The following is a 23,012-nucleotide window of genomic DNA, read 5'->3' as shown; positions in this document are numbered from 1 at the left end:
AAAATATGACCGCTTGTTAATTTCCAAAAGAGACATTATGCCAATCGTTAATCAATCTGCCCTCGTGCCTTATAGTGCCGAGCAAATGTATCAACTTGTTAATCAGTATGAAAAATACCCCGAATTTTTATCCGGCTGCGTGAGTACCAAAACCCTTAGCACCGGCGAAAATGAATTAAAGGCAGAGTTACATATTCAGAAATTAGGCATTAGCCAAACCTTCAGTACCCACAATAAAATGACGCCGCCCTATAAAATCGAGATGGCATTAATTGAAGGGCCTTTCCGCCATTTACACGGAGCTTGGACATTCACCCCCTTTGATGAGCAAAGTTGCAAAATTGCCCTGCAATTAAATTTTGAATTTTCCAGCCCAATTGTAGCAATGGTGTTCGGCAAGGTGTTCAACGAATTAACTTTAAAAATGGTAAATGCTTTCAAACAACGTGCAAAAGAGGTGTATGGTGTCTGAACAACGTCAAAATCCAGAAGAACAAAAAAGTGAAGAACAGAAAATTAATGTTGAGGTGCTTTATGCTTACCCTGATAAATATTTTCTGAAAAAACTGCAAGTACCGCAAAACGCGACCATTCAAACTATTATTTTGCTCTCCGGCGTGTTGGAAAAATATACCGAAATTGACTTGCGTGAAAACAAAGTCGGTATTTTTAGCCGCCCGGCAAAACTGAATGAAACGGTGGAAGAAGGCGACAGAATTGAGATCTATCGCCCGTTAATTGCTGATCCGAAAGAAATCAGACGCAAAAGAGCGGCTGAGCAAGCGGAGAAGAAATAGCTTTCTCCTATTCAATCTAGGGGTGAATAATTATTCGCCCTATCTATTTTCTCCCTCGCCATTCCTGCTATAAATTCCCTCCTTTGATTAAATATGAAAATCTTTCATAAATTTTATGTAAATTTTGAGTTTGATTATATTTAATCAACTTTCTATAGTTCACTCTAAATAAAATTTTATCAATTTTGATGCAGAGGGAGCTTATGGATATTCGTCAAAAAATTGCTCATAACAAAATGACTTCATTCCAATGGTTAGTGGTTGGGCTTACGGTGTTACTTAATATGCTGGACGGCTTTGATTTAATGGCACTCGCCTTTACCGCCAAAAGCATCCGAGAAGAATTGCAGTTAGACGGTGCAGCCATCGGCAGCTTAATGAGTGCCGGTTTATTCGGTATGGCGATAGGCTCACTCTTTCTTTCACCACTTGCTGATAAATTTGGTCGCCGCCCGTTGCTTTTAATCGGCACAGGCTTAGCCACGTTAGGAATGCTCCTAACTTATTTCGCTACTTCTGCGTTTGAAATTGGTGTATGGCGTGTTTTAACCGGTTTAGGCGTAGCCGCCATTTTAACCGGCACTAATGTGCTAGTGAGTGAATACTCCAGCCAAAAATGGCGTGGCTTAGCGATTGCAATTTATGCCTCAGGCTTTGGGATTGGTGCAATGCTGGGCGGAATGTCTGCGGTGTTATTGCAAGGAGAATATGGCTGGCGTGCGGTTTTCCTCGTTGGGTCGATTTTAACCGGTGCGGTATTCGTTTTATTATTCTTTGTATTGCCCGAATCGGTGGAATTTTTAATTTCAAAACACCCGGTGAATGCTAAAGCTCGTTTAAATCAAATTGCCGTTAAATTAGGCTTAGGAAACGGCTGGGAACTTCCTGAAATTGAGGCAAAAAGTAAAAGCAAAGTGGCAATTACCCGTTTATTCGAGCCTGAATATCGCCGCAATACGTTGCTAATTTGGCTTGCCTTTATTGCAATTTCAGCCTCATTTTACTTTATCAGCTCTTGGACTCCGGCACTATTAGAAGAAGCCGGAATGCCTAAAACCCAAAGCCAAACTGTGGGAATGGCAATTTCAGTTGGTGGTACAATCGGCTCGTTAATTTTCGGCTTTTTAGTCAGTCGCTGGGCGGCAAAACATATTTTGCAGGCATTCAGTATTCTGGCTGCATCTGCTGTGGTTGCCTTTGTGTTTGCCGGCAATTTAGGGCTTGCGATAACACTAGCCATTTTGGTTGGCGGATTAATTAACGGCTGCATTACCGGGCTTTATACCATTAACCCAACCCTATACGCACCGGATTTCCGCAGCACGGGCGTAGGCACCGCCATCGGTGTAGGGCGTTTAGTCTCAATTGTTTCCCCAACTCTTGCAGGTATTTTATTAGACGCCGGCTGGAAAAAGAACGAGCTTTATTTAGGTGCAGCAGTTGTCTTATTAATTGCTGCTTTCACGGTACATTTTTTAAAACAGAGAAAATAAGAGCTACCCCGTAATTAATTAAGGTTTTATTCAATTAATTACGGGGCAAGATTATATAATTTTTTTGATTAAATTTATTTCTCAGGTGCTTGTTCAAGTAGTTTGGTTAGGAGTTTCCAATAAATCTCCACTGCCGGAATATGCACTTTTTCGTCCGGAGAATGGGCGTTGAGAATAGTTGGTCCAATCGAGACAAAATCCATATTCGGGTAGATTTTGTTGATTAAGCCACATTCTAGCCCTGCGTGAATCACTTTAATTTGAGATTCATAACCTAAAATTTCATCATAAATCGCTTTGGTTAATGGCGTGATTTTGGAATTTGGGTTTGGCTCCCAGCCCGGGTAGTTGCCCGAAAATTCCACTTCTGCTCCCACTAATGCGGTTAATGAGCGGATTTTACTGCGAATTTCCTCTTTTCCGCCCTCAATTAATGAGCGGGCAAGAATGGTCGCTTTCACCTCACTCGCTTCGGTGTTAAGCACACCAATACTGAGTGAGGTTTCCACCACATTTTCCACCACATCGCTATTACGCACCACACCATTTGGCATCACATTTAAGAAATGGATTACTCGAGCAGTGCTGGCAAGGTCAAAGGCTTGCTCAGGCAGTTGAGCTTCTTCAATTAAAAATTGGAAGTTTGGCTCGGCAATTTTGAGTTCTGCTTTTACTTGTTCGGCGGTTTGGCTTAAACAAGCGGTTAATTTTTGCTGATTTTTTGCAGAGAAAACCAAGGTTGCGTGGGCTTCTCGTGGAATGGCATTCCGCACCGAACCGCCTTGAATTTCTGCAATTTGGAATTCCACTTCGTTGTGGGCTTGTTCCAAAATGCGGGCGAACACTTTAATCGCATTCGCTCGGGTGGTGTGAATATCACAGCCCGAATGCCCGCCGTTTAGGCCTTTAAGCGTAACGGTTACTGCACTATCTTGCTGATGAGGCACCAAGAAAATTGGCAGTGTCACATTCACATTTTCCCCACCTGCACAGCCGATGTAAATTTCCCCGTTTTCTTCGGTGTCGGTGTTAATCATAATATCGGCGGTTAGCCAGTTCGGGCGTAAACCAATCGCCCCTTCCATACCGGCTTCTTCGGTCATTGTGAGCAACACTTCAATGGTTGGGTGGGCTAAATCATCGCTATCCAACACCGCCAAGCACGAAGCCAATCCAATGCCGTTATCTGCCCCCAATGTTGTGCCTTTGGCTTTTACCCATTCGCCGTCAATATAAGGCTGAATCGGATCTTTAGTGAAATCGTGAACCGTGCCGGTATTGGCTTGTGGCACCATATCAAGATGGGCTTGCAGAGCGACAGTTTGGCGGTTTTCCATACCTTTAGTTGCCGGTTTACGGATTAACACATTACCCACTTCATCACGTTCAACAAAGAAATTTTTCGATTTTGCCCAATTCACAATAAATTCAGCCAGTTCATTTTCGTGGTAAGACGGGTGCGGAATAGCACAGGCTTTATCAAACCACTGCCAAAGTAGCTGCGGTGCGAGCGTTGAGATTTCAGACATAATAAGCCCCTTTTGTAAAATTTTAAGAAAAAATAACCGCTTGTATTCAAGCTGATATAGACCTCTGACATTGTAGAATATTTAGGAGAAATTTAACAAAAAAATCTTAAAAAGTACTTGATGACGAGTTGTTTTTTTTTTGTACAATATGCGTGTGTTTTATACACATCTATTTTTGTTTATCTTACAAAAGGAACATTTTATGTCTATCAAAAAAGTAACTTTAGCCAGTTTGATTTTATTGGGTTTAACGGCGTGTAGTAGTGGTGGTTCGGGCAGTAGCTCAAACAATGTGGCAAAACCGAATACTAAACCGCAAACTACTCAGCAACAAACCGATAAAGCGGCAGCAGAAAAAGCAGCAAAAGACAAGGCAGCGAAAGAGAAAGCAGAAGCAGAACGTTTAGCGGCGGAAAAAGCGGCGAAAGAGAAAGCGGAAGCGGAGCGTTTAGCAGCAGAAAAAGAAGTAGATCCTATAGCTATTATTAAAGCAAAAGGTATTGATGATACAAATTACGGCTTAAAACTTGGTAATAGTAAAGAAACTATTGAGGGTAAAGTCACAGTCAGAACACAGAGTTATTTATATAATCAGCCATATTCTGTAGTAACAGCACAAGCAGTTCAAAGAAATGGCTGGGAAAACGGTAATTATATTGATAAAGTTGATGGAACAGTTACAGTTAAAGGATTGAAAACAGAGAAATTACCAACAGAGGGTACTGCAACATATTCAGGAAAAGCATTTAACCACGATGGAGCTAAAGGTTTTAATGGTGGTGATCTAACCTATAATGTTAATTTCTCTAAGCGTACCGGTTCAGGTAGAGTTGAGGGAGAATTTGGAAACTTAATCGTATTAGAAGAGGGGACGATTAATAATACTCAGATTTCTTCAACAGTACATGGCAATAATCCTTTAAACCTTTCTGGAAAATATACAGTCGAATTTTTCGGTAAAAATGCAGAGGAAATTGCCGGTGAAATTCAGACAAAAGCAAATCTTACTGGGGAAGTGAGTAATTTTGGACTTGCCGGCACTCGTGGCGATATCCAAAAATAACCTTTTCTAACGTTCAATGCCGTTTAACGAAAAATTAAACGGCATTTGTCTTGATATTGCTTGTAGATACCATAAGACACAATAGTTTAGATTTCAATTTACAGCTTCTAATAACCCTCTCCCACAAGGGGAGAGAGTGATAAATCCCGTAGAGGCGAACATATAGGTCCGCCCCTACCAATTTTCTTTGTCTTTATGAAAAAATATCCCCTTTTATTTTCGCTGTTCAGCCCCGTTGTATGGGCAGAAAAGGTGATTGAACACAACACTGACCCGATTTCCTTTGAGCGTCAGCCGCAAGCGGTTAAATTTGAGCAAAATGTTGTAAAAAATTTACAAAAACCGACCGCTTATCAGCCTGCGTATTCAGTCAATCAGAATGTTGAACAGCAAATTAACCAAGCGATTCTCAGCCAAGATTGGGCAACGCTTGAACCGCTTTTAAGCCGTTATCCGCAAACTGAAAATTTTGACCCGTTGTTGTGGCACTATGCGCAAGCCGCACTTGCCTATGCGAAAAAAGATCATCAAACCGCAGTTTTTCACTATCGCCAACTGTTAGCTAAGCCCCCGAGTTTGGTTTACCCTCGTTTTGATTTGGCGTTGATTTTGGCAGAAGATCAGCAATTTCGTGCGGCAGAGCAGGAATTTAAGGCTATTCAAGCCCATTTACCGCCGGAACTTGCTAAAATTGCCCGCAATACTCAAGTCCAAATTGCTGAAAATGAGGCGTGGCAGCCCGATTTTTATCTGCAATATACCCAAACAGATAACGTGAATAATGCCTCATCTTCGCCGATTGTGAATGTAAATGGGCGGATTTTCCGCAAAAATGCAGACAGTTTGCCACAATCAGCAAAAGGCGTGCGTTATGGCTTAGGGTTGAGTAAATTGCACAACGTGAAAGGCAATCATTTTGTCGGTTTAACGCTCAATTATAGCGGGATTTACTATTGGGATAACCGAGATTACCGTGAGCAATCCATATCCGTTTCGCCGAATTATAGCTACCGCACCGTCGCTTATCGGCTGACTTTTTCGCCTTTTATTGAGCAAAATTGGCTGGGGAGTAGCCGTTATAATGTTCAATTTGGGGCAACACTCAACGGTTTGCGTTACCTTAATTCGCAATGGTTGGTGTCGGGGAGTTTTACCCATTTGCAAAAACGGTATTTTGAGGAGCTAACCGCAAGCCGTTATAACAGCTATCAGCACCAACTCAGTGGCGGTGTGCAGTGGCAAGCGGTCAAAAATGGGCGGTTTTTTGCAAATTTAGACGGCGTGCGTGAAATTGCACGGGAAAAAGCACAAAGCTCGAATAAGTGGCTGGCTCGAGTGGGGGCGGTTTTTCAAGGCGAACGCTGGGCAACGCAGGCAAGTATCGGCTTTGGCAAGCGATATTTTGCCGACAAGCACTATTTGTTTGGCTATAAGCGGTTAGACACGGAATATCAAGCCAATTTAGCGGTTTGGAACCGCACTTGGCATTGGCAGGGCATTGTGCCGAAGCTGAATTTCCGTTATCAAAAAATTGACAGCAATATTGCTGATTTTTACCCTCGCCAAAACAAGGAAGTCTTTTTCACTTTAGAAAAGCTATTTTAGTGTTGGTTTTTTGTGCTAAGCATACGATTGCGTAGCTGCCGGCACAAAAAATAAATGAAATGATGGCGAAAAAAGCATTTTCGGGTTATCCTAGTGCGATTTTTTATATCGGGGTAGCCCCCAATTTTATATTAGGTTGTTTCTATGAGTGAAAAATACACAAATGAAAAATATGTCGTGACGTGGGATATGTTCCATATGCACGCTCGCAAGTTGGCAGAAAATTTATTACCTGCCACACAGTGGAAAGGGATTATTGCGGTGAGCCGTGGCGGCTTGTTTCCGGCAGCCGTTTTAGCACGTGAGTTGGGTATTCGCCACGTAGAAACAGTGTGCATTGCCAGCTACGATCACGATAGCCAAGGTGAGTTAAATGTGTTACACGCAGCCGATACCGATGGCGAAGGCTTTATTGTGGTAGATGATTTAGTGGATACTGGCAACACGGCAAAAGAAATTCGCAGAATGTACCCGAAAGCTCGTTTTGTAACCGTGTTTGCGAAACCGCACGGTGCACCGTTGGTTGATGATTATGTGATTGATATTCCACAAGAAACGTGGATTGAGCAGCCTTGGGATTTAGGCATTACCTTCGTTCAGCCTTTGGCACGTAGATAATTTTGTGTAATGGACAATGAAAGTTGTCCATTATTTTTTATTTATTCCTATGAAATGTAGGGGCGAATCATCATTCGCCCTATTCCCAAAATCAAATAGGTATATACAAATAATGAGTTTAGGCAATCTTTATATTATTTCTGCCCCAAGTGGAGCAGGAAAATCTTCCTTAATTAACGCCTTGTTGGCGGATTTACCCCGTTCGGAAGTACAGCTTTCGATTTCACACACTACCCGTCAGCCTCGTCCGGCAGAACAGGACGGCGTGCATTATTATTTCACTTCGCACGATGAGTTTAAGCAGCTGATTGAGCAAGGGCATTTTTTAGAATGGGCGGAGGTGTTTGGCAATTATTACGGCACATCATTGCCGATGATTGAACGTAGCCTAGAGCAGGGCATTGATGTCTTTTTGGATATTGACTGGCAAGGGGCTAGACAAATTCGGGAAAAAGTGCCGAATGTGAAAACCGTTTTTATTTTGCCACCGTCAAAAACAGAATTGGAAAAACGTTTAATCGGGCGTGGGCAAGATTCCGCTGAAACCATTGCCAAACGTATGGCAGAGGCGGTGTCGGAAATGAACCATTACAATGAGTTCGATTATGTGATTATTAATGATGATTTCCAACAGGCATTGGCAGAGCTAAAAGCGATTTTAATTGCCGAGCGTTTGAGCTTAGGTTCGCAACAAATTCGTCATCAGCATTTGATTACTGATTTGTTAAATAATTAAATGAACAGTTGTTCATTTAACTGGAAAGGCAATCTGTTTTTGGGTAGAATACGCCCATTTTCCCCTCTTTATTTTCAAAAGGAAATGTAATGAAACTTTCAAAATTAGCATTTTATGTGGCGTTGGCTCTAACCGTAACGGCTTGTACCACAGGGAATATGAGCAATGACGGGACTTTGCAACAAGCACAGCAAACCTATCAAAGCTATGATGAAATTACCAAACAATATCAAATTAACGAGCAATGGTGGCAAGGCTATACGGATGCGGAATTAAACCGTGTGGTTGATTTAGCCATCAAAAATAACCTTGATTTAGCCAAAAGCGGAATTGCAGTCAATAAAGCCTTGTATAACGCTAATTTAGTAGGGGCAAATTTAGTGCCAACCTTTAGTGGTTCAGGTTCTGTTTCTGCGGCTAAAGGTTTAGGTTCGGCTTCTTCAAATAATGTTTCGACCGGTGTTTCAACAACCGCAGCTCAAGCTGCATTTAATTTAAGTTATACTGTGGATTTATGGCGACGTTTAGCCGATACCGCCAGTGCGGCAGAATGGACGCATAAAGCCACCATTGAAGACTTAAAAGCTACCCGTTTATCTATTATTAATGCGGTTGTGACTACTTACTACCAGTTAGCTTACTATCGTGATGCGATTCGTATTACCGAAGAGAGCATTCGCCATTATGAGCAAATCAGCCGTATTTTAACTAACAAAATGAATGCCGGTGCGATTGATAGTTTAGCGGTTGATCAGGCTCAACAAGCGGTCTTAAACGCCAGAAATAGTGTAATTGATCTGAAAACCAACCAAAAAATTGCCGAGCAAACATTACGCAATTTGTTAAATGTTCAGCCAAATACTCCGCTTAACATTCGTTACCCGAATATTATGAGCGTGAAATTGCAAGGGGTAGATTTAAATGTGCCAGTGTCAGCCATTGCTAATCGCCCTGATGTAGTAGGCTCGTTACAACGCTTACAAAGTGCATTTAAAACCTTAACCGCAACCGAGAAAAGCTGGTTCCCAACCTTAACCATCGGTGGTTCTATTACCGGTAGTGCAACCAATATCGGCAATGTGGCAGATAACCCTGTGGGTAACGGCTTAATTAAATTGGATTTACCGTTCTTAGATTGGAATCGGGTTAAAAATAACGTAAAAATTTCTGAAACGGATTATGTGACTGCCCGTTTAAACTATGAGCAAAAAATTACCTCAGCCTTAAATGAAATTGACCGTTATTATTACAGTTATACGCAGTCGAGAAGCTCGTTAAAAATCCTTCAAGATACCAATGCGAAAAATAAACGTATCAGTTCATACTATAAAAACCGTTATGAACAAGGGGTGTCGGAGTTCCGTGAGTGGATTACCGCACTGAATACCGAGCTTAATTCTCAGTTGGCGATTTTAAATGCAAAATATGCGATTTTGACCAACGAGAATGCGGTTTACCAAGCAATGGCAGGTAAATACAGAAGATAATTATATCTAAAACTATATACTATGGTTGGTAAAAGTGGGTTAAGGCTTGATGGCTTAACCCGCTTCGCTATTTATTGCTACTTAAACCATTTTGGTAATGTTAGTTTAGCTACTAGAACTTAATCACATCACCGTTTTTCGGCACAGTTACACGATTTAATCCCTCTTTTTGTACATAATCACGCATCTGATCACTGCTGATTGAGGTTTGTGGCAGGGCGTCCATATGCACAGTTAAGATTTTCGCTTGTGGAGCGATTTTGTGTGCTTTGGAAACATCTTCGGTACACATAATCGGGCTGCCTTCAAAGTTTGGTAGTTTGGCACAGCCGGCATTCAGCACCACAAAGTCTGGTTTGTAAGTGTTGAACGAATGTTCGATTTCGTGGTTCCAAATGGTATCTCCCACCAAATAGACGGTCGGTTTGCCTTCCGCTTTCATCACTACGTCCATCGCATCGCCGACCATTTCGGCAATTTTCGGGTTCGCATACATCGCATCGGTGCCGTGCTGGCCACGAGTTCGGGTTAAGGTTACGCCTTCAAACGGGGTATCTTTGCCGACCACACGCACATCGGTAAAGCCTTGTGAACGGATTAAACGGGCATCACCGGCATTCTGCACAAAAATCGGCAGATTTTTCGGCACACGTTGTTGTGCTACATCGTCCCAGTGAGCGTGGTGAGTGTGAGTTACGATCACCGCATCCACGCCATTTAACACTTCATCAATGCTCACAGTCATATCCAAGGTCGGATTACGTTTTTTCGCATTCGGCGGTAAGTAGCGATCTTTCTCCGCTAAATACGGATCAACCAAAAACGTCTTGCCGGCATATTCAATTTTCGCCGTTGCATTACGAATATGTTGGTATTGGCTCTGCTCAGCGGCAAAACTTGATGTAGCGAAAAGTGCCGTTGCAATCAGGCTCAGTGCTGTTTTTTTGACAAAAGTCATAGGTTCTCCAAAATAAATTAAAATGCAGAGTATGATTTTTTACGCTCTGCAATGCTGGTTTGCATAAGGAACAGTGTCCCTTACATCAATAAAAGCGGTCGATTTTGCACATTTTTCTGCAAAACCAACCGCTTGTTCGGCTAGGCTAATTTCTCTACCTTCGCCGGAATGCCATTTCTCACCGCTGAGCCACAGACCCAATCTACCCACGGGGATTTGACCGCTTTGGTGTGGTCGATAATGCCGAGGTCGTTGAGGTTAATCCCTTTGGCGATCATCGGGTTGGCTGGAATTTCCACGCCGTCAATGGTGTAGGAACTTGCCCCAATCTGTTTATGACCGTAGCCGTGTTCGATGCCGATTGTGCCTCGGGCGATACCGTCCAACACCACAATCTGCACCGTCAAGCCGGCGGTTGGGGTGCTGAGTTTCACCACATCGCCGTGTTTAATGCCTTTTTCTTCCGCATCTAAACGGTTCATCGCCACTAAGCCCTCAGGCTTGATCGAGAGCAGACGCAACAGTGGGGCGGTAATACTGCTCATAATGTTCGATTTAAACGAAATCAGTTTAAAGCCCCATTCCGACTGCGGATAGTGCTGCTCCAGCGTGGAGCCGTCCGCAAAACGTGGCGACATATAACGAGGGCAGCCCCAATAGTGTTCACCGTTGCTGTGGTGCTGGGCTTTATACACGTTTTCGTTCCAAATTTGCAGGCAGTTTTTCCACTGGAACTCCATATTCTCCTCTTTCCACGCACTTTCGTGTGGGGCAAAACGTCCGCCTTTGCAATACACATTCGCCACTTTTAATCGCTCTTCGGCTTTTAGCGTTTGTTCAATTTTCGGCATAATCCGTTGCACGCCGGTGAGCAGCAGATCTTGCTCGCTGGCGTCCGGTGCAGGTTTCTCACCGGCAAAGGCAATGTTCGCTGCCGCCCGTAGGAAGTAATCTTCGGTACGGTGGAGCGGATAGCGGTTGCCTTCTAAATCGGCAATCGCATTTTCGCCAAAGCCCGGCAAGCCCATTTTTTTCGCCACCGCAATCACGAAATTCTCCATACAGATGGTGTCGCCTTCGGCAGTTTTGGCGTTTTTGGACGGCACAATCGGGTGGCGTGCGGTGCTGGTGCGTTGAGGCACACCGCCCCACGCCGTTGAAAAGCCCCAGCTCTCAAAGTTGTGGGTGTCCGGCACGATGTAGTCCGCCAGTGCAGTGGTTTCGTTCATAAAAGCATCAATAGAGACAAAGAGCGGTAGAATTTTCGGATCTTTTAATTTCTCCAACGCAATCGGGTTCATAGCGGTTAAGCCGTAAACGGGGTTCGCCATATGGTTGATCCACGCTTTCGCAAAGTATGGATAGCCCTGCACCATTGAGGTAAACATCTCGGTAGTTTGCCCGCCGGTGAACGGATACCACGCCCCTTGTGCCGGATACGGATTTTCGCCCTTCGTCACTTTCTGCTTAAATTCGCTTGAATTTTGGTACGCCTTTTTACTGCGGGCAAGGTTCGTGCCTTTTGGCTTCACTTCATTCGGGAAGTTCGCTAAATTGTAGCGAGGCCCGTCCCCGAAATCTTTGAATTTGCCTGCGGCTACTGCCATTCCGCCTTTTTTGTTGAGGTTACCGACCATTGCATTCAGCAACAAAATCGCCCAACTGGTATAAAAACCGGTGCTGTGCATCGTGCCGCCGTGAGTGATGGCATTGGCTTTATGACCGTGCGAAGTGAATTTTTTCGCTAAGTTTTCAATGGTTTGCACCGGCACGCCACAAATGTCGCTATATTCGGCAAGGGTTTTCTCTTGTGTCGCCTCTTTCAGCAACTGCATTGAGGATTTCACCAACACTTCCGAGCCATCAAGCAGTTTTGCAATTTGTTCGACAAAAATGACCGCTTGTAAGCAATCTTTTGCTGAAATGAGTTCGCCGCTTGCCTGATCTTTTACCACAATCAGGTTTTCTTCCACTTTCTCTTCGGGGTCGAGTTGCACATCTTGCAGATCGCTAATCCGCAACGCCTGCCCGAATTTCGGGTGGTTCGGTTCGCAAATAATCAGATGTGACGCATTGGCATAGCTGACGTGGCCGGCATTTTCCATCGCTGCCAGACTTGGGCGGGAGAGGTAGTCAGCATTGAAACGCTCGTTTTCGATAATCCAACGCAACATTCCCATTACCAACGCCAAATCGCCCTCGGGCTTAATCGGCACCCAATGGTTGTTTTGGGTGGCGAGGGAGGAGGTCATCTCCAAACGAGGGGAAACCACCACATAGCTGAAATTGTCATCAGGGCGGCGTTTGGCAAGCTGGCGAGCCTGACGCTTAAACGGATTGCCCGACTGTGCCGGAGACGTGCCGATAAACAGAATAAATTCAGCGTGATCCCAGTCCGGCTTGGCGTGTTGTTGGTTGTCAAAATCTTTCATAAAGGCACCCGAACCGGCACGGTACGAAGCGCCACAATAAGCCCCGTGGTTGGAAAAGTTGATCGTGCCGAAGCTCTTTTGGGCAAAGCGTTGCAAAATCGGCTGACGACCTTCGGGGCCGGCAAAAGTAACTAAAAGCTGGTTTGCTTTCATTCCCAAATCAGGCTGTTTCGGGTTAATCGGATCGACCAGATTGCGGATCGTCTTCAAGCCCTCCACTTCGCCTTCACCAAATAGGTTGCCACCATTGACGATTTCCTCCACCAACTGCTCAAAGCTGATGGTCTGCCACTTGCCTTCGCCCCGTTTTCCGACCCGTTTCAACGGTTGGGTAATCCGATACGGGCTGTTCACCCCCTCCAAGAACGCCGCCCCTCTAGCACAGGCGGTGGAGCGATTTTCAATGCCACTTTCGCCCGCCAGCAACAGTTCCGCCTTGGCAATCGGCATACCGAACGGCAGGGTTTTGTCGGAGGAAAGCGGGTGATACGGATTGCCCGAAATGCGAATCACTTGGTTGGTGTTCAAATCTACCCTCGCCCGAATGCCACACTGCGTCCAACAGCCCATACACTGTGTATTGCACACAATTTGCTCAGGATTGCTGAGCAGTTTGCCGTCTTTTACCTGATACTCCGGCGTGAGCGAATTACCGTGAATTGCATCACGGGTTTTCTCGCCCGATGTGCCGTGCATCACCCCTTTGGCAATCTCCGACACCTTCGGCGAATACCCGGCCCCAAACGCCGCCGCCCCACCAAGTGCCAGCCCGCCTTTCAACAGATTTCTGCGTTTATTGTTCACCTTTTCTTCCCCCACAAATTATTAAAATCAGTTGCCATACCACGATACTTACTAGCACCGTTAGCCCAAAAATCGAGACAATCCCCAAACCACCATCAACGGCTGTCCAATCGAAATGATATGGATTTTGCAAGGCATTGGTTTTGGCAATGGTTTGGACTTGGATCACCAGTACCCAGCGGAGTAGCCAGCCGAAAGCGATGAGGGCAAGCACGCCGAGCCATTGCAAGCGGTGGTTTTTGGCAGAAAAATTGCAAATGAGGGCAATTAGCCAGAAAATGCCGACAAGGTAAGCGGTGATTGAGCCATTGAAGAGCTGGGCAAAATCTTGTGTGGCTTGTGGACTACTGAATGCTAGTCCGACAAGCGAAAGTGCGGTTAAAATCAGGCAGAGTTTTGTCCATAGCCCCGTGTTGGTTTGGGTGTGGAACAGCATTTTGCAGACCGCTTGGGTAAGCCCCAATGCCACCGCCCACGCAGAAAAGAGCATAATCGGCAGCAGCCACGCACTATGCCATAAGGTTCTTGTGCCGGTTTGGTAGGTTTCAAGCACGGTGTAGCCGATAATGCCGATAGCGGTGAGTGTGGCAAACAGGCGGAATGCCCAAAGCAAGCCTTGATTTTGCAGTATCGGCAACTGTAGCCACGCTAACCATTTCGGCAGGTTCGGCCGGGTATGATGAGCCAATGCCAGCACAAAATAACCTGCTACCGCCACGCTGAACAGGGGCAGGATAATCGCTCCCCACGCCATTGGAGACCACCACGCAAAATCGGTGTAGAAATGCAGAATACGGCTCGGTTGGTGCAGGTCGGCAGTCAATGCCACAGGGGCGACAATCGAGCCAATCAAGGCTACCGTCACCGCCGCCAGCTCGCAAGCGGTCGGTTTCAGTGATTTTTTTGCAAACAGCACGGCGGTAAACACTGCCGTTGCCGCCACGCCTACGAAGAAGAAATAATGCACAATCCACGGCAACCAGACGATATGTTGCGGTTCCACTAATACTTCACGAATCATTTTACGCCTCCCCCGTCCAGAGCATTGGTTGCCCGTCAATTTTGCTCACAAAGGCATCATCGTCTAGCCCCACATAGAAAACGTGTGGCACGGTGCCGGCCTCCGGTTTCAGGACTTTCAAATCATCTTTGTGGGCTTGATAAAGTTGGGAAATTTGACTTTTCGGGTCGTTCAAATCGCCAATCACCCTTGCCCCGCCCACGCAACTTTCCACGCACGCCGGCAGCAGACCTACCTCCAAACGGTGAGTGCAGAAGGTGCATTTATCGGCGGTTTTGGTCTCTTCATTGATAAAACGGGCATCATACGGGCAGGCTTGCACGCAGTAACCACAGCCGATGCACTGCTCATTGTTAATCACCACCACACCGTCTTTACGTTGAAAGGTTGCCTGCACCGGGCAGACCGGCACACACGGCGGTTGATCGCAATGGTTACACAAACGAGGCAACACCACATTGTTCACCACCTGCGTGCCGTTGGTGATTTCATATTGACGCACCGTGGTGCGGAAACTGTGCAACGGCGTGGCGTTCTCCACCGAACAGCTCACGGTACACGCTTGACAGCCGATACATTTACGCAAATCAATCAGCATCGCATAGCGTTTGTTCTCATCGCCCTCACGCCAAGCCGGCATAAACGCCTGGGCCGATTGCAACGGCACAAAACTCGCCCCCACCGTCAAGGCGGAAAGCTCTTTCAAAAAGGAACGTTTGCTTAAATCCATATTTTCCCCACAAATTTAAAAATAACAAAGGTATTCTAAGGCGGAGAGGGAACGGCAAGGTATTGTGGTTTTCCACATATCAAGGGGAAAGTTGATTTGGGTCAAGGATGAAGGGAAATGCCCTATACAAGTAGATAATAGGGCATTGATACTAATTAAAAAGCAATAAGATGGTTTAGTTTAGATCTAAAGTTTTTATACGCATTAATATCACTCGGGGTACTAGGTATCGCTAATCTCCTAGAATTTGGGGCAATTAATATATTATGTTTCTTTCCTTTTCTAATTTTCCATCCTGCTTTTAATTTAGATATAACAATACTATTTATAAGAGAATCATTACTGTATTTCTTCATATATCCCCCTACAAATCGTAGCATAATCTAAATCCTATTTTGGTATATTTATATTTTCCTGAACAATCCAATGGTGGAACGGCCCTTATAACAGACTTGTCGCCATAAAAGCTGGTTAATGTTTTAGAGCGAACACAAGCCTTTTCAAGAATCCATTCCGCAAATCTGTCAGATTCTATGAAGTTTATGTGGTTGTGCATCATTATTTTTATATCTTTTGAAAACCTCATTATTATTTTTTGAAATTTTTCTTCCTCCATATAAGGAGGTGGTTCTGTAGATATTTTCTCATCATATATAAATTCTATATCTTCATGCTTCCATTCATTTCTATCTGTTTGTTCAAACGGAGAAATAAACTTATATTCATCAAAATTTAATAGCCTTACATTTGCATTATGTTTTTGATTAAACCAATTTATATATTTTAATACATCATAAAAAGTCAATGAAACAGGCATGTTATCATTATCTGTATTAATGGATTTTAAATCATCCATACCCTTTCTGTTTTTAATATAATCTTGATTTTCCTTACAAAATATACTCCAATCATTAATGGTGATTAGATTTGATACCATAATGCTTTTACAATTACTAATTTTAATTTTATTAAACCCACTTAATTCTTCATTGTTCTTCTTTTGAGGGGATGTGTACATCCCTTTATTAGTTAAATATTTCTTAATTAAATCAAACTCTCTCGTAGGATAGTTTTGGACATCTCCTCCATTTTTATAAAAGTGAATTTCTGATAAGTGTGATAGCTCTCTTCTAAATCCTTGATATTCAAAATAAAACCATCTTTTAAAATGATATTCATCATCAAAGTATGGTATGTCAGAGCGTTTTAAAAATGGGGAATATATTTGGTGTTCAAAAAGTTCACTTCTCTGATTTTTATATACAAAATCATATTCACCATTTTCTCCTTTAAGAAAGACCAAATTATCATTATAGGGTATTACATCTACCCATCCTTTATCTAAAAATTAAATTCTTGATACAAAAAAATCTAAAAATTTCTTATGTAGAGCTAAGTCATTGTTAATATCCCCTTGATAACCTTGAGGGTAATAACATTGTATTTCATATTTATCCAATCTAGGCTGGACTAACTGATCACCTATCAAGTTAAAATAATAAAACAATACTTTATCAAGATATCTACCTATGACTACATCTGCCATACTTCTGATTGTGCCATCACGGCAATCAATTTTTATTGATGGATTTTTTAATGCTTCATTTATGTCTTCACATATACCTATGTCAGAATATGGGGTTTTTAAGGAATTTCCGATACGAAAACCATTAGCTAAATGCATATCATATCGGAAATTAAATCCAGTAAATATTCTCTTAGGGATTTCCTTTCCGCTAAAGAAAATTCTTTCAGATATATCTTGCTTTTTCAGAGCTAAGCTCCTTGTCATGCACATATCATTTACTGGATATTTTTGTTTTGTTAAATCTACAAGATATAAGAGCCCATGTTTTTCCATGAATTGCGTCAAATTAGATAAATAATCTTCTTGAAACCCTGCAAAGTCTCCAGAAAATCCTAAAGCTTTTGAGCAAGCATTTAACAAAGTACAGTGAGAAATTTTTTCTCTATCTCTAGAACAATCTTTAACAGATTTTTTAATTAATTCTGGGGAAATACCATAAATTGGTAGAATATGGTATTTTTGTAAAGGTAAATAGCTATGGGTGTTTTTTGACATATATTAAATCCTCTTTGTTAATTAAGTTAGAAAAATGCCTCTGTGAAAATCACAGCCATACTAGGAAATAAAAGGATTTAATTTATAAATGAATTGACTATAAGCAATATAATCTATCGAATTATCTCTTTTGTTCAAGGCAAGTATGGATACCTGACCGCAGGCCTGGAGATAGAACCTACATATAATATGCCCTACTACATTAAGCCATAAAAAATAGAAAATCAAGTGTTTGTTCAAGTTTTTATGTTATTGAATTTACAATAACTACAAAAATTTATCTTAATTGGCTCGATTGATTTTTACACAAAACATAGCTAACATATCCAAAATCACTCACATTAGGAGCTTAAAAATGACAGCGATTACTATCCCTCAATTTGAAGAGGTGACTTCTAAGCAATTTCAATCTGAGTTCGGCAGAATTGTTGATATCGTAAAAGGCAAAACCCCTGTGGCGATTACCCAATATGGCAGACCGACAATGGTGCTTTTTCCTTACGATCAAGCGGTTGAAGCTCGGCGATTATTAGCAAAACAGCGTTTGCTTGAAATGCTTGCAGAGCGAGATAAGAATCCGCCGGCAGCTCTTGCAGAAATCACGCTTGAAGAGTTGGATAAAATGATTGATGAGGAACGTAATGCACTCTGATTATTTAGTGATTGATACGAATATTTTGATTAGTGGTTTATTGTTCCCAAAATCAAATCCCAATTTAGCAGTGAAAAAAGCCTTATTAGGCTATACCATTTGTGTCTCGCAAGCGACTTTTGACGAATTTTTAGAAGTCTCCGCTAGACCGAAATTTGCTAAATATTTCAGTATTCAGGAAAGGGAAGAATTTATTGCCAATTTGTTGGATGCAGTAAAGTTTGTGGAAATTAAAGAAACGATTACAGATTGCCAAGATCCCAAAGATAATAAATTTTTAGAAGTGGCGATCAGTGCAAAAGCGAAGTATTTAGTGACGGGCGATAAAAAAGAGCTCCTCAGTATGAACCCTTATCGGAATGTTGAAATTATTTCTGTCAGCGAATTTTTAGCGGAAACTCGCTAATGAAACGGTTTCTCACTCTTTTTCTTCTCCTTTTTTCATCTTTTTCATTAGCCGAAACCCACCAAATCGGCATTCTCGCTCAGCGTGGGGAAGCCTACACCCGCACCCATTGGCAGCCTTGGGTGGATTGGTTAAATTCGCAGTTTCCCAACGAGCGGTTTGAGCTGGTTCCATTGGGGATTAACGAGGCGAGCCGCCGGGCGGAGTTGGATTTTCTGCTGACCAATCAAGCTCAGTTTTTCTATTTGAGTAACCAAAATGTGCGATGGCTTGCCACGCTCAACAGTCCGTTTTCGGCAAATGGTGAGCAAGGGGCGGTGGGCAGTAGCATTTGGGTGCGTGCCGACAGCCATTATCAGCAGTTAAGCGATCTGAAAAATCAGACTATCAGTGCGGTGGATAACGATGCTTTCGGCGGTTTTTTGCTTGGGTTGTATCAGTTTCATCAAGCAGGAATGCGGCAAAATCGGGATTTTTCGGTGCAGTTTAGCGGTTTTCCGGTGGAAAATGCGTTGGCTTTGCTGGCGGAAAAACAGGTGGAAGCGGCGATTGTACCGGTCTGTTTGCTGGAAGAGTTGGAGAAAGAGGGCAAGTTCAAGCGGTCGGATTTTCGCTTAATTTTGCAAAACCCACAGGCGCAGGGTTGCCTTGCCAGCACGCCGTTGTTGCCGAACTGGTCGCTGGCGGCAATGGAAAATGTGCCAAACGAGCTGGCGGTACAGCTTGCCACACGCTTGCTAAACAGCCACAATCCCGACCTACCCCGCTGGACGTTGCCGTTTTCTTCCGCCCAAGCCGATCACATTCTGCGTGAACTGTATCGCCACCCGCAACAAAAAAGCCTGTGGGCAACGGTGCTGGATTGGGTTCGTCTCAATAAATTCGGCTTGTTGGCGGTGGTGTTGTTCATTTTGCTCAACCTTGTCGCCCTGCGTTATCAGGTCTATCGCAAAAGCAAGGCGTTACAGCAGGCACACCGCAAAATGCAGCAGTATCAGCAGGAACTGACCCGAGCCGACCGCCTTGCTTTGTTGGGCGAGATGACAACCGGTTTTGCTCACGAACTGAAACAACCGTTGTCGGCGGTGCGAATGTACGCCGAGGGGCTGAAAAGCCAAAACAGCGATCCTTATCAACAGCGGATTTTGGATAAGCTGATTGCGCAGGTAGATCGGGCAGTGAAAACGATGCAGAGCATTCGGGACTGGGCGCAAAACCGCCCGAGTGGTGAACCGCAAGCGGTCATTTTGAACCAATTGATTACTAATGTGATCGAGTTTGTGGCGGTGGAAAATCGCCAGAATGCACAAATCTCGCTGATTGCCGACCGCACTTTTCGGCTTAATTTACACGCCACGGTACTGGAACAAGTACTGACGAACTGCCTGCTCAACGCCCTGCAAGCCGGTGCAAGCGAGATATCGGTGCGGTTACAAGCGGTCGAAAACGGGCTGGAAATTGCAATCGAAGACAACGGCGGCGGTTTTTCCCCTGCCCAGCTTGAATTTCCGTTTGTGCCATTTCGCACCGACAAACCACACGGCTTAGGGCTAGGCTTGGTGCTATGCCAACGGCTGATGCAATCGCTCAACGGACGGATTGTATTGGCGAACGGGGAGAACGGGGCGAAGGTAGTGCTTTTACTCCCTCAAATATAAATGTAGGGGCAGGTCCTGTGCCTGCCCGTAAATCCTATCAAATTCAGGGCGGGCACAGGACCCGCCCCTACGGAAAAAAGAAAAAATGATTATTCACATTCTTGATGACGAAGAAAGCATTTTAGACGCTATGTCGTTCCTGCTTGCCCCGCTTGGGGTGGAAATCCAAACGTGGCAATCCAGCCTAGATTTTTTGGCACAGGCGGATTTACACCGGCAAGGCGTGCTGTTACTAGATATTCGAATGCCGCTGCCAGACGGGCAACAGGTTCATCAACAACTGCGAGAGGCACAATCGACCCTGGCGGTGGTGATTATGACCGCCCACGGTGATGTGCCGATGGCAGTCGCTGAATTGAAAAAAGGCGCAGTGGATTTTCTGCAAAAGCCGGCAAGTTTTGAACAGCTAAAACAGGCGATTGCACAGGCGGAAAAAGTAAGTGAAAAAGCGGTGAAAATTCGTGAAATTTCGCAAAATTACGCCAAATTGACGGAAAAAGAGCGTAACCTTGTGCCACTGATTATGCAAGGTTTCACCAATAAACAGATCGCAGATAAATTAGCGATTTCAGTGCGTACGGTGGAAGTACATCGAGCCAATGTGATGGAAAAAATGCAGGCGGAGAGTTTGGCGGGGCTGGTGCAGATGATCGGGGAGTTACAATATTAAAGGTAGCGGAAATTGCTCTGCTACCTTTAGTTTCGACTTTTGCCGTATTAATTTACTTCTTTAAACTGAATCATTCCCGCTTCGGCAAAATTGTTATCGTCATCTTCGTCTAAGAAGGTTTTGGCTTCAATTTTGACATCATCAAAAGCGGTGTCGCCTTCTATGCCTTCAATGGTTTGACCGTGTTTAATCCCTTTAAAATCAAACAATTTCGGATCGCATAAGTGGGATGGCACGATATCTTGCAAAGCACTGAACATTGTTTCTAAACGCCCCGGGTATTGGCGATCCCAAGTATTCAGCATTTCTTTCACCACTTGGCGTTGTAAATTAGGCTGAGAACCACACAGATTACACGGAATAATCGGGAACTGCTTGGCTTCGGCATATTTGATAATGTCTTTTTCTTTACAATAGGCGAGTGGGCGGATCACAATTTGCTTGCCGTCATCAGAGATCAGTTTAGGTGGCATACTTTTCATTTTGCCGCCGTAGAACATATTTAAGAATAAAGTCGCCAGCATATCGTCACGGTGATGCCCTAATGCAATTTTGGTTGCACCCAATTCGGTGGCGGTGCGGTATAAAATCCCACGGCGAAGTCGTGAGCAAAGTGAACAGGTGGTTTTGCCCTCCGGAATTTTCTCTTTTACGATGCCGTAGGTGTTTTCTTCCACAATTTTGTATTCCACGCCAATGCTTTCTAAATAGCGAGGCAATACCTCTTCCGGAAATCCCGGTTGCTTTTGGTCTAAATTGACCGCTACCACACTAAAATTCACCGGTGCACTTTGCTGTAAATTGAGCAAAATATCTAACAGCGTATAGCTGTCTTTACCGCCGGAAAGGCAGACCATTACACGGTCGCCCTCTTCAATCATACCAAAATCGGCAATGGCATTACCGACATTACGGCGTAAACGTTTTTGTAACTTGTTGAAATTATAAGTAATTTTTTTATCAGATTTTTGAATATCGTCTGTCATAATAGTTGTACTAGGCTTAGAAATTAGCGGTGTATAGTAAAGATTTCGCACTATTTTGCAAGTTAATTATTCGGCTTCAGCGTAGCGATATAGTTACAACTCACATCATTATTGAGCCAAAATTTTTCGGTTAATGGGTTGAAATGGTAGCCTCTCATCTCTTGGCAACGTAAATCAGCCTGATCGCACCAAGCTAACAATTCGGCAGGCTTGATGAATTTTTCAAATTCGTGCGTGCCTTTTGGCAACATTTTCAGCACATATTCCGCCCCGATAATTACTAACATATAGGCTTTAAAAGTACGGTTGATGGTAGAGAAAAACAGCACGCCGTCAGGTTTGAGCAGGGCTTTACAGCTTTGAATGATAGAAAGCGGATCGGGAACGTGTTCCAGCATTTCCATACAAGTAATCACATCGAATTTTTCTTGATTACAAGCGGTCATTTTTGCTAAAAAATTTTCAATCGTGGTTTGTTGGTAATCAATCTCTAACCCACTTTCTTTGGCGTGCTGCTTTGCCACTTCAAGCGGTTGAGAGGTCATATCGATGCCGGTAACAATCGCTCCCTGTTTTGCCATTGCCTCACTTAAAATACCGCCACCACAGCCGACATCTAACACCTTTTTGCCAAATAAACCGTTCGATTTTTCTAAAATATAGGCTAAACGCAGTGGATTAAGCAGATGAATCGGCTTGAAACTGCCGTTTGGATCCCACCAGGTTTTAGCCATATTTTCAAATTTTGTGATTTCTTGCTGATCGACGTTTTGCATAAACTGTTCCTATGGTAAATTTAGGGCATTACTATAACGCATTTAGCCTAAAAGGAAAATCAGAATGACCCGAATTAACCTTGTTCCGCCAACGGAATTATGCGATCAACATCTGCTTGCCGAACATCGTGAACTTACTCGGATTCCGAATGCGGTAGCGAAAGGCAAATTTAGCCTAAAAGGACAGCCAGAAGATTACAAACTGGGCGAGGGACACGTTCGGTTTTTCTTCAATAAACTCACGTTTTTGAAAAAGCGTTACGATGCGTTACACGAGGAATGTTTAGCAAGAGGTTTTAAGGTGCAATATTTCTGGGCGGAACATTTACCACAAGATCCCTCTCTCTGGCTAGATTATCAGCCGACTGAAACCGCTCTGACTGTAAATCGGGAGCGAATTGCATTAAGAATGCCGGCAAATCCACGTTTTAGCGAAAGAAAATGACCGCTTGTACGCCTTTTTGTTGCTTTTTATGCTATAATCTCGCCAATTTTTTCGCCTTATTTA

At 43.7% G+C, this 23,012-nt stretch carries 22 protein-coding genes; 13 read left to right on the top strand and 9 right to left on the bottom strand.

All coding sequences use genetic code 11. The annotated features are described in order from the left end of the window. Positions 1 to 37: 37 nt before the first annotated feature. The 3 genes from EDC41_RS01050 (at position 38) to EDC41_RS01040 (ending at position 2,290) form a co-directional block, all read left to right on the top strand. Complete coding sequence (locus EDC41_RS01050) at positions 38 to 472, top strand: type II toxin-antitoxin system RatA family toxin (RefSeq protein WP_006249095.1); 435 nt, start codon at positions 38 to 40, stop codon at positions 470 to 472. Beyond that, on the top strand, positions 462 to 797 hold the full coding sequence (locus tag EDC41_RS01045; RefSeq protein WP_006249096.1) for an RnfH family protein: 336 nt from the start codon (positions 462 to 464) through the stop codon (positions 795 to 797). The genes EDC41_RS01050 and EDC41_RS01045 overlap by 11 nt, the downstream gene beginning before the upstream one ends. 203 nt (positions 798 to 1,000) lie before the next feature. Continuing rightward, entirely contained in the window at positions 1,001 to 2,290 is a 1,290-nt protein-coding gene (locus EDC41_RS01040) for an MFS transporter (protein WP_020831149.1), read from the top strand. Between the two features lie 74 nt (positions 2,291 to 2,364). Here the strand turns inward: EDC41_RS01040 and EDC41_RS01035 are convergent, their stop codons facing one another. Continuing rightward, positions 2,365 to 3,819 (bottom strand): aminoacyl-histidine dipeptidase, encoded by a 1,455-nt coding sequence (locus EDC41_RS01035; RefSeq protein WP_006249099.1) that lies wholly within the window; start codon positions 3,817 to 3,819, stop codon positions 2,365 to 2,367. Positions 3,820 to 4,021: 202 nt separating this feature from the next. On the opposite strand from EDC41_RS01035, the gene EDC41_RS01030 reads away from it, so the two are divergent. From EDC41_RS01030 to tdeA, 5 genes are all read left to right on the top strand, one after another. Continuing rightward, entirely contained in the window at positions 4,022 to 4,882 is an 861-nt protein-coding gene (locus EDC41_RS01030) for a factor H binding protein domain-containing protein (RefSeq protein WP_020831150.1), read from the top strand. 195 nt (positions 4,883 to 5,077) lie between these two features. Then, entirely contained in the window at positions 5,078 to 6,487 is a 1,410-nt protein-coding gene (locus EDC41_RS01025; RefSeq protein ID WP_115262447.1) for a surface lipoprotein assembly modifier, read from the top strand. Between the two features lie 144 nt (positions 6,488 to 6,631). Next, a complete protein-coding gene (gene gpt, locus EDC41_RS01020) occupies positions 6,632 to 7,105 on the top strand; it encodes a xanthine phosphoribosyltransferase (RefSeq protein WP_006251004.1) in 474 nt (157 codons plus the stop codon). 112 nt (positions 7,106 to 7,217) lie between these two features. Next, a complete protein-coding gene (gmk, locus tag EDC41_RS01015; protein ID WP_006251005.1) occupies positions 7,218 to 7,841 on the top strand; it encodes a guanylate kinase in 624 nt (207 codons plus the stop codon). A gap of 89 nt (positions 7,842 to 7,930) precedes the next feature. Further along, positions 7,931 to 9,328 (top strand): toxin/drug exporter TdeA, encoded by a 1,398-nt coding sequence (tdeA, locus tag EDC41_RS01010; RefSeq protein WP_006251006.1) that lies wholly within the window; start codon positions 7,931 to 7,933, stop codon positions 9,326 to 9,328. Positions 9,329 to 9,440: 112 nt separating this feature from the next. Here the strand turns inward: tdeA and EDC41_RS01005 are convergent, their stop codons facing one another. From EDC41_RS01005 to EDC41_RS13760, 6 genes are all read right to left on the bottom strand, one after another. After that, the gene (locus tag EDC41_RS01005) at positions 9,441 to 10,286 is read right to left on the bottom strand and encodes an MBL fold metallo-hydrolase (protein WP_006249106.1); all 846 of its coding nucleotides are present in this window, start codon (positions 10,284 to 10,286) and stop codon (positions 9,441 to 9,443) included. A 140-nt stretch (positions 10,287 to 10,426) separates the two neighbouring features. Further along, complete coding sequence (locus EDC41_RS01000; protein WP_040080653.1) at positions 10,427 to 13,522, bottom strand: tetrathionate reductase subunit A; 3,096 nt, start codon at positions 13,520 to 13,522, stop codon at positions 10,427 to 10,429. After that, a complete protein-coding gene (gene nrfD, locus EDC41_RS00995) occupies positions 13,512 to 14,543 on the bottom strand; it encodes an NrfD/PsrC family molybdoenzyme membrane anchor subunit (protein ID WP_006251008.1) in 1,032 nt (343 codons plus the stop codon). The genes EDC41_RS01000 and nrfD overlap by 11 nt, the downstream gene beginning before the upstream one ends. A 1-nt stretch (position 14,544) precedes the next feature. Further along, positions 14,545 to 15,273: a tetrathionate reductase subunit TtrB gene (ttrB, locus tag EDC41_RS00990; protein WP_006249109.1), complete on the bottom strand. Its 729-nt coding sequence runs from the start codon at positions 15,271 to 15,273 to the stop codon at positions 14,545 to 14,547. A 364-nt stretch (positions 15,274 to 15,637) separates the two neighbouring features. Then, positions 15,638 to 16,576 carry a hypothetical protein gene (locus EDC41_RS13765; RefSeq protein ID WP_006251009.1) on the bottom strand — a complete coding sequence of 313 codons (939 nt, stop codon included), beginning with the start codon at positions 16,574 to 16,576 and terminating at the stop codon, positions 15,638 to 15,640. 45 nt (positions 16,577 to 16,621) lie between these two features. After that, entirely contained in the window at positions 16,622 to 17,356 is a 735-nt protein-coding gene (locus EDC41_RS13760; protein ID WP_006251010.1) for a hypothetical protein, read from the bottom strand. A 355-nt stretch (positions 17,357 to 17,711) separates the two neighbouring features. Here EDC41_RS13760 and EDC41_RS00975 point away from each other — a divergent pair, with 355 nt between their 5' ends. The 4 genes from EDC41_RS00975 to EDC41_RS00960 all read left to right on the top strand — a co-directional run bounded on the left by EDC41_RS00975 (position 17,712) and on the right by EDC41_RS00960 (position 20,742). Continuing rightward, positions 17,712 to 18,008 (top strand): type II toxin-antitoxin system Phd/YefM family antitoxin, encoded by a 297-nt coding sequence (locus EDC41_RS00975; protein ID WP_006249112.1) that lies wholly within the window; start codon positions 17,712 to 17,714, stop codon positions 18,006 to 18,008. After that, complete coding sequence (locus tag EDC41_RS00970; protein WP_006251011.1) at positions 17,998 to 18,414, top strand: putative toxin-antitoxin system toxin component, PIN family; 417 nt, start codon at positions 17,998 to 18,000, stop codon at positions 18,412 to 18,414. The genes EDC41_RS00975 and EDC41_RS00970 overlap by 11 nt, the downstream gene beginning before the upstream one ends. Further along, a complete protein-coding gene (locus EDC41_RS00965) occupies positions 18,414 to 20,072 on the top strand; it encodes a sensor histidine kinase (protein WP_006251012.1) in 1,659 nt (552 codons plus the stop codon). Before EDC41_RS00970 ends, EDC41_RS00965 begins: the two co-directional genes overlap by 1 nt. A gap of 85 nt (positions 20,073 to 20,157) precedes the next feature. Next, positions 20,158 to 20,742, top strand: coding sequence for a response regulator (locus tag EDC41_RS00960; RefSeq protein WP_006251013.1), 585 nt, complete (start codon positions 20,158 to 20,160; stop codon positions 20,740 to 20,742). Positions 20,743 to 20,789: 47 nt separating this feature from the next. Here EDC41_RS00960 and ttcA read toward each other — a convergent pair whose 3' ends face one another. Both ttcA and ubiG read right to left on the bottom strand, forming a co-directional pair. Beyond that, positions 20,790 to 21,728 carry a tRNA 2-thiocytidine(32) synthetase TtcA gene (gene ttcA / locus EDC41_RS00955; RefSeq protein ID WP_006251014.1) on the bottom strand — a complete coding sequence of 313 codons (939 nt, stop codon included), beginning with the start codon at positions 21,726 to 21,728 and terminating at the stop codon, positions 20,790 to 20,792. 62 nt (positions 21,729 to 21,790) lie between these two features. Then, entirely contained in the window at positions 21,791 to 22,504 is a 714-nt protein-coding gene (ubiG, locus tag EDC41_RS00950; RefSeq protein WP_006249117.1) for a bifunctional 2-polyprenyl-6-hydroxyphenol methylase/3-demethylubiquinol 3-O-methyltransferase UbiG, read from the bottom strand. A gap of 64 nt (positions 22,505 to 22,568) precedes the next feature. On the opposite strand from ubiG, the gene EDC41_RS00945 reads away from it, so the two are divergent. Beyond that, positions 22,569 to 22,949 (top strand): pyrimidine dimer DNA glycosylase/endonuclease V, encoded by a 381-nt coding sequence (locus EDC41_RS00945; protein WP_006249118.1) that lies wholly within the window; start codon positions 22,569 to 22,571, stop codon positions 22,947 to 22,949. The last annotated feature ends 63 nt before the right edge of the window (positions 22,950 to 23,012 follow it).

The organism is Mannheimia haemolytica (genome assembly GCF_004342115.1).
In the GTDB taxonomy this organism is placed as follows: Bacteria; Pseudomonadota; Gammaproteobacteria; order Enterobacterales; family Pasteurellaceae; genus Mannheimia; species Mannheimia haemolytica.
The sequence above is the reverse complement of the archived record's forward strand: the minus strand, read 5'-3'. Positions and strand labels throughout refer to the sequence as shown.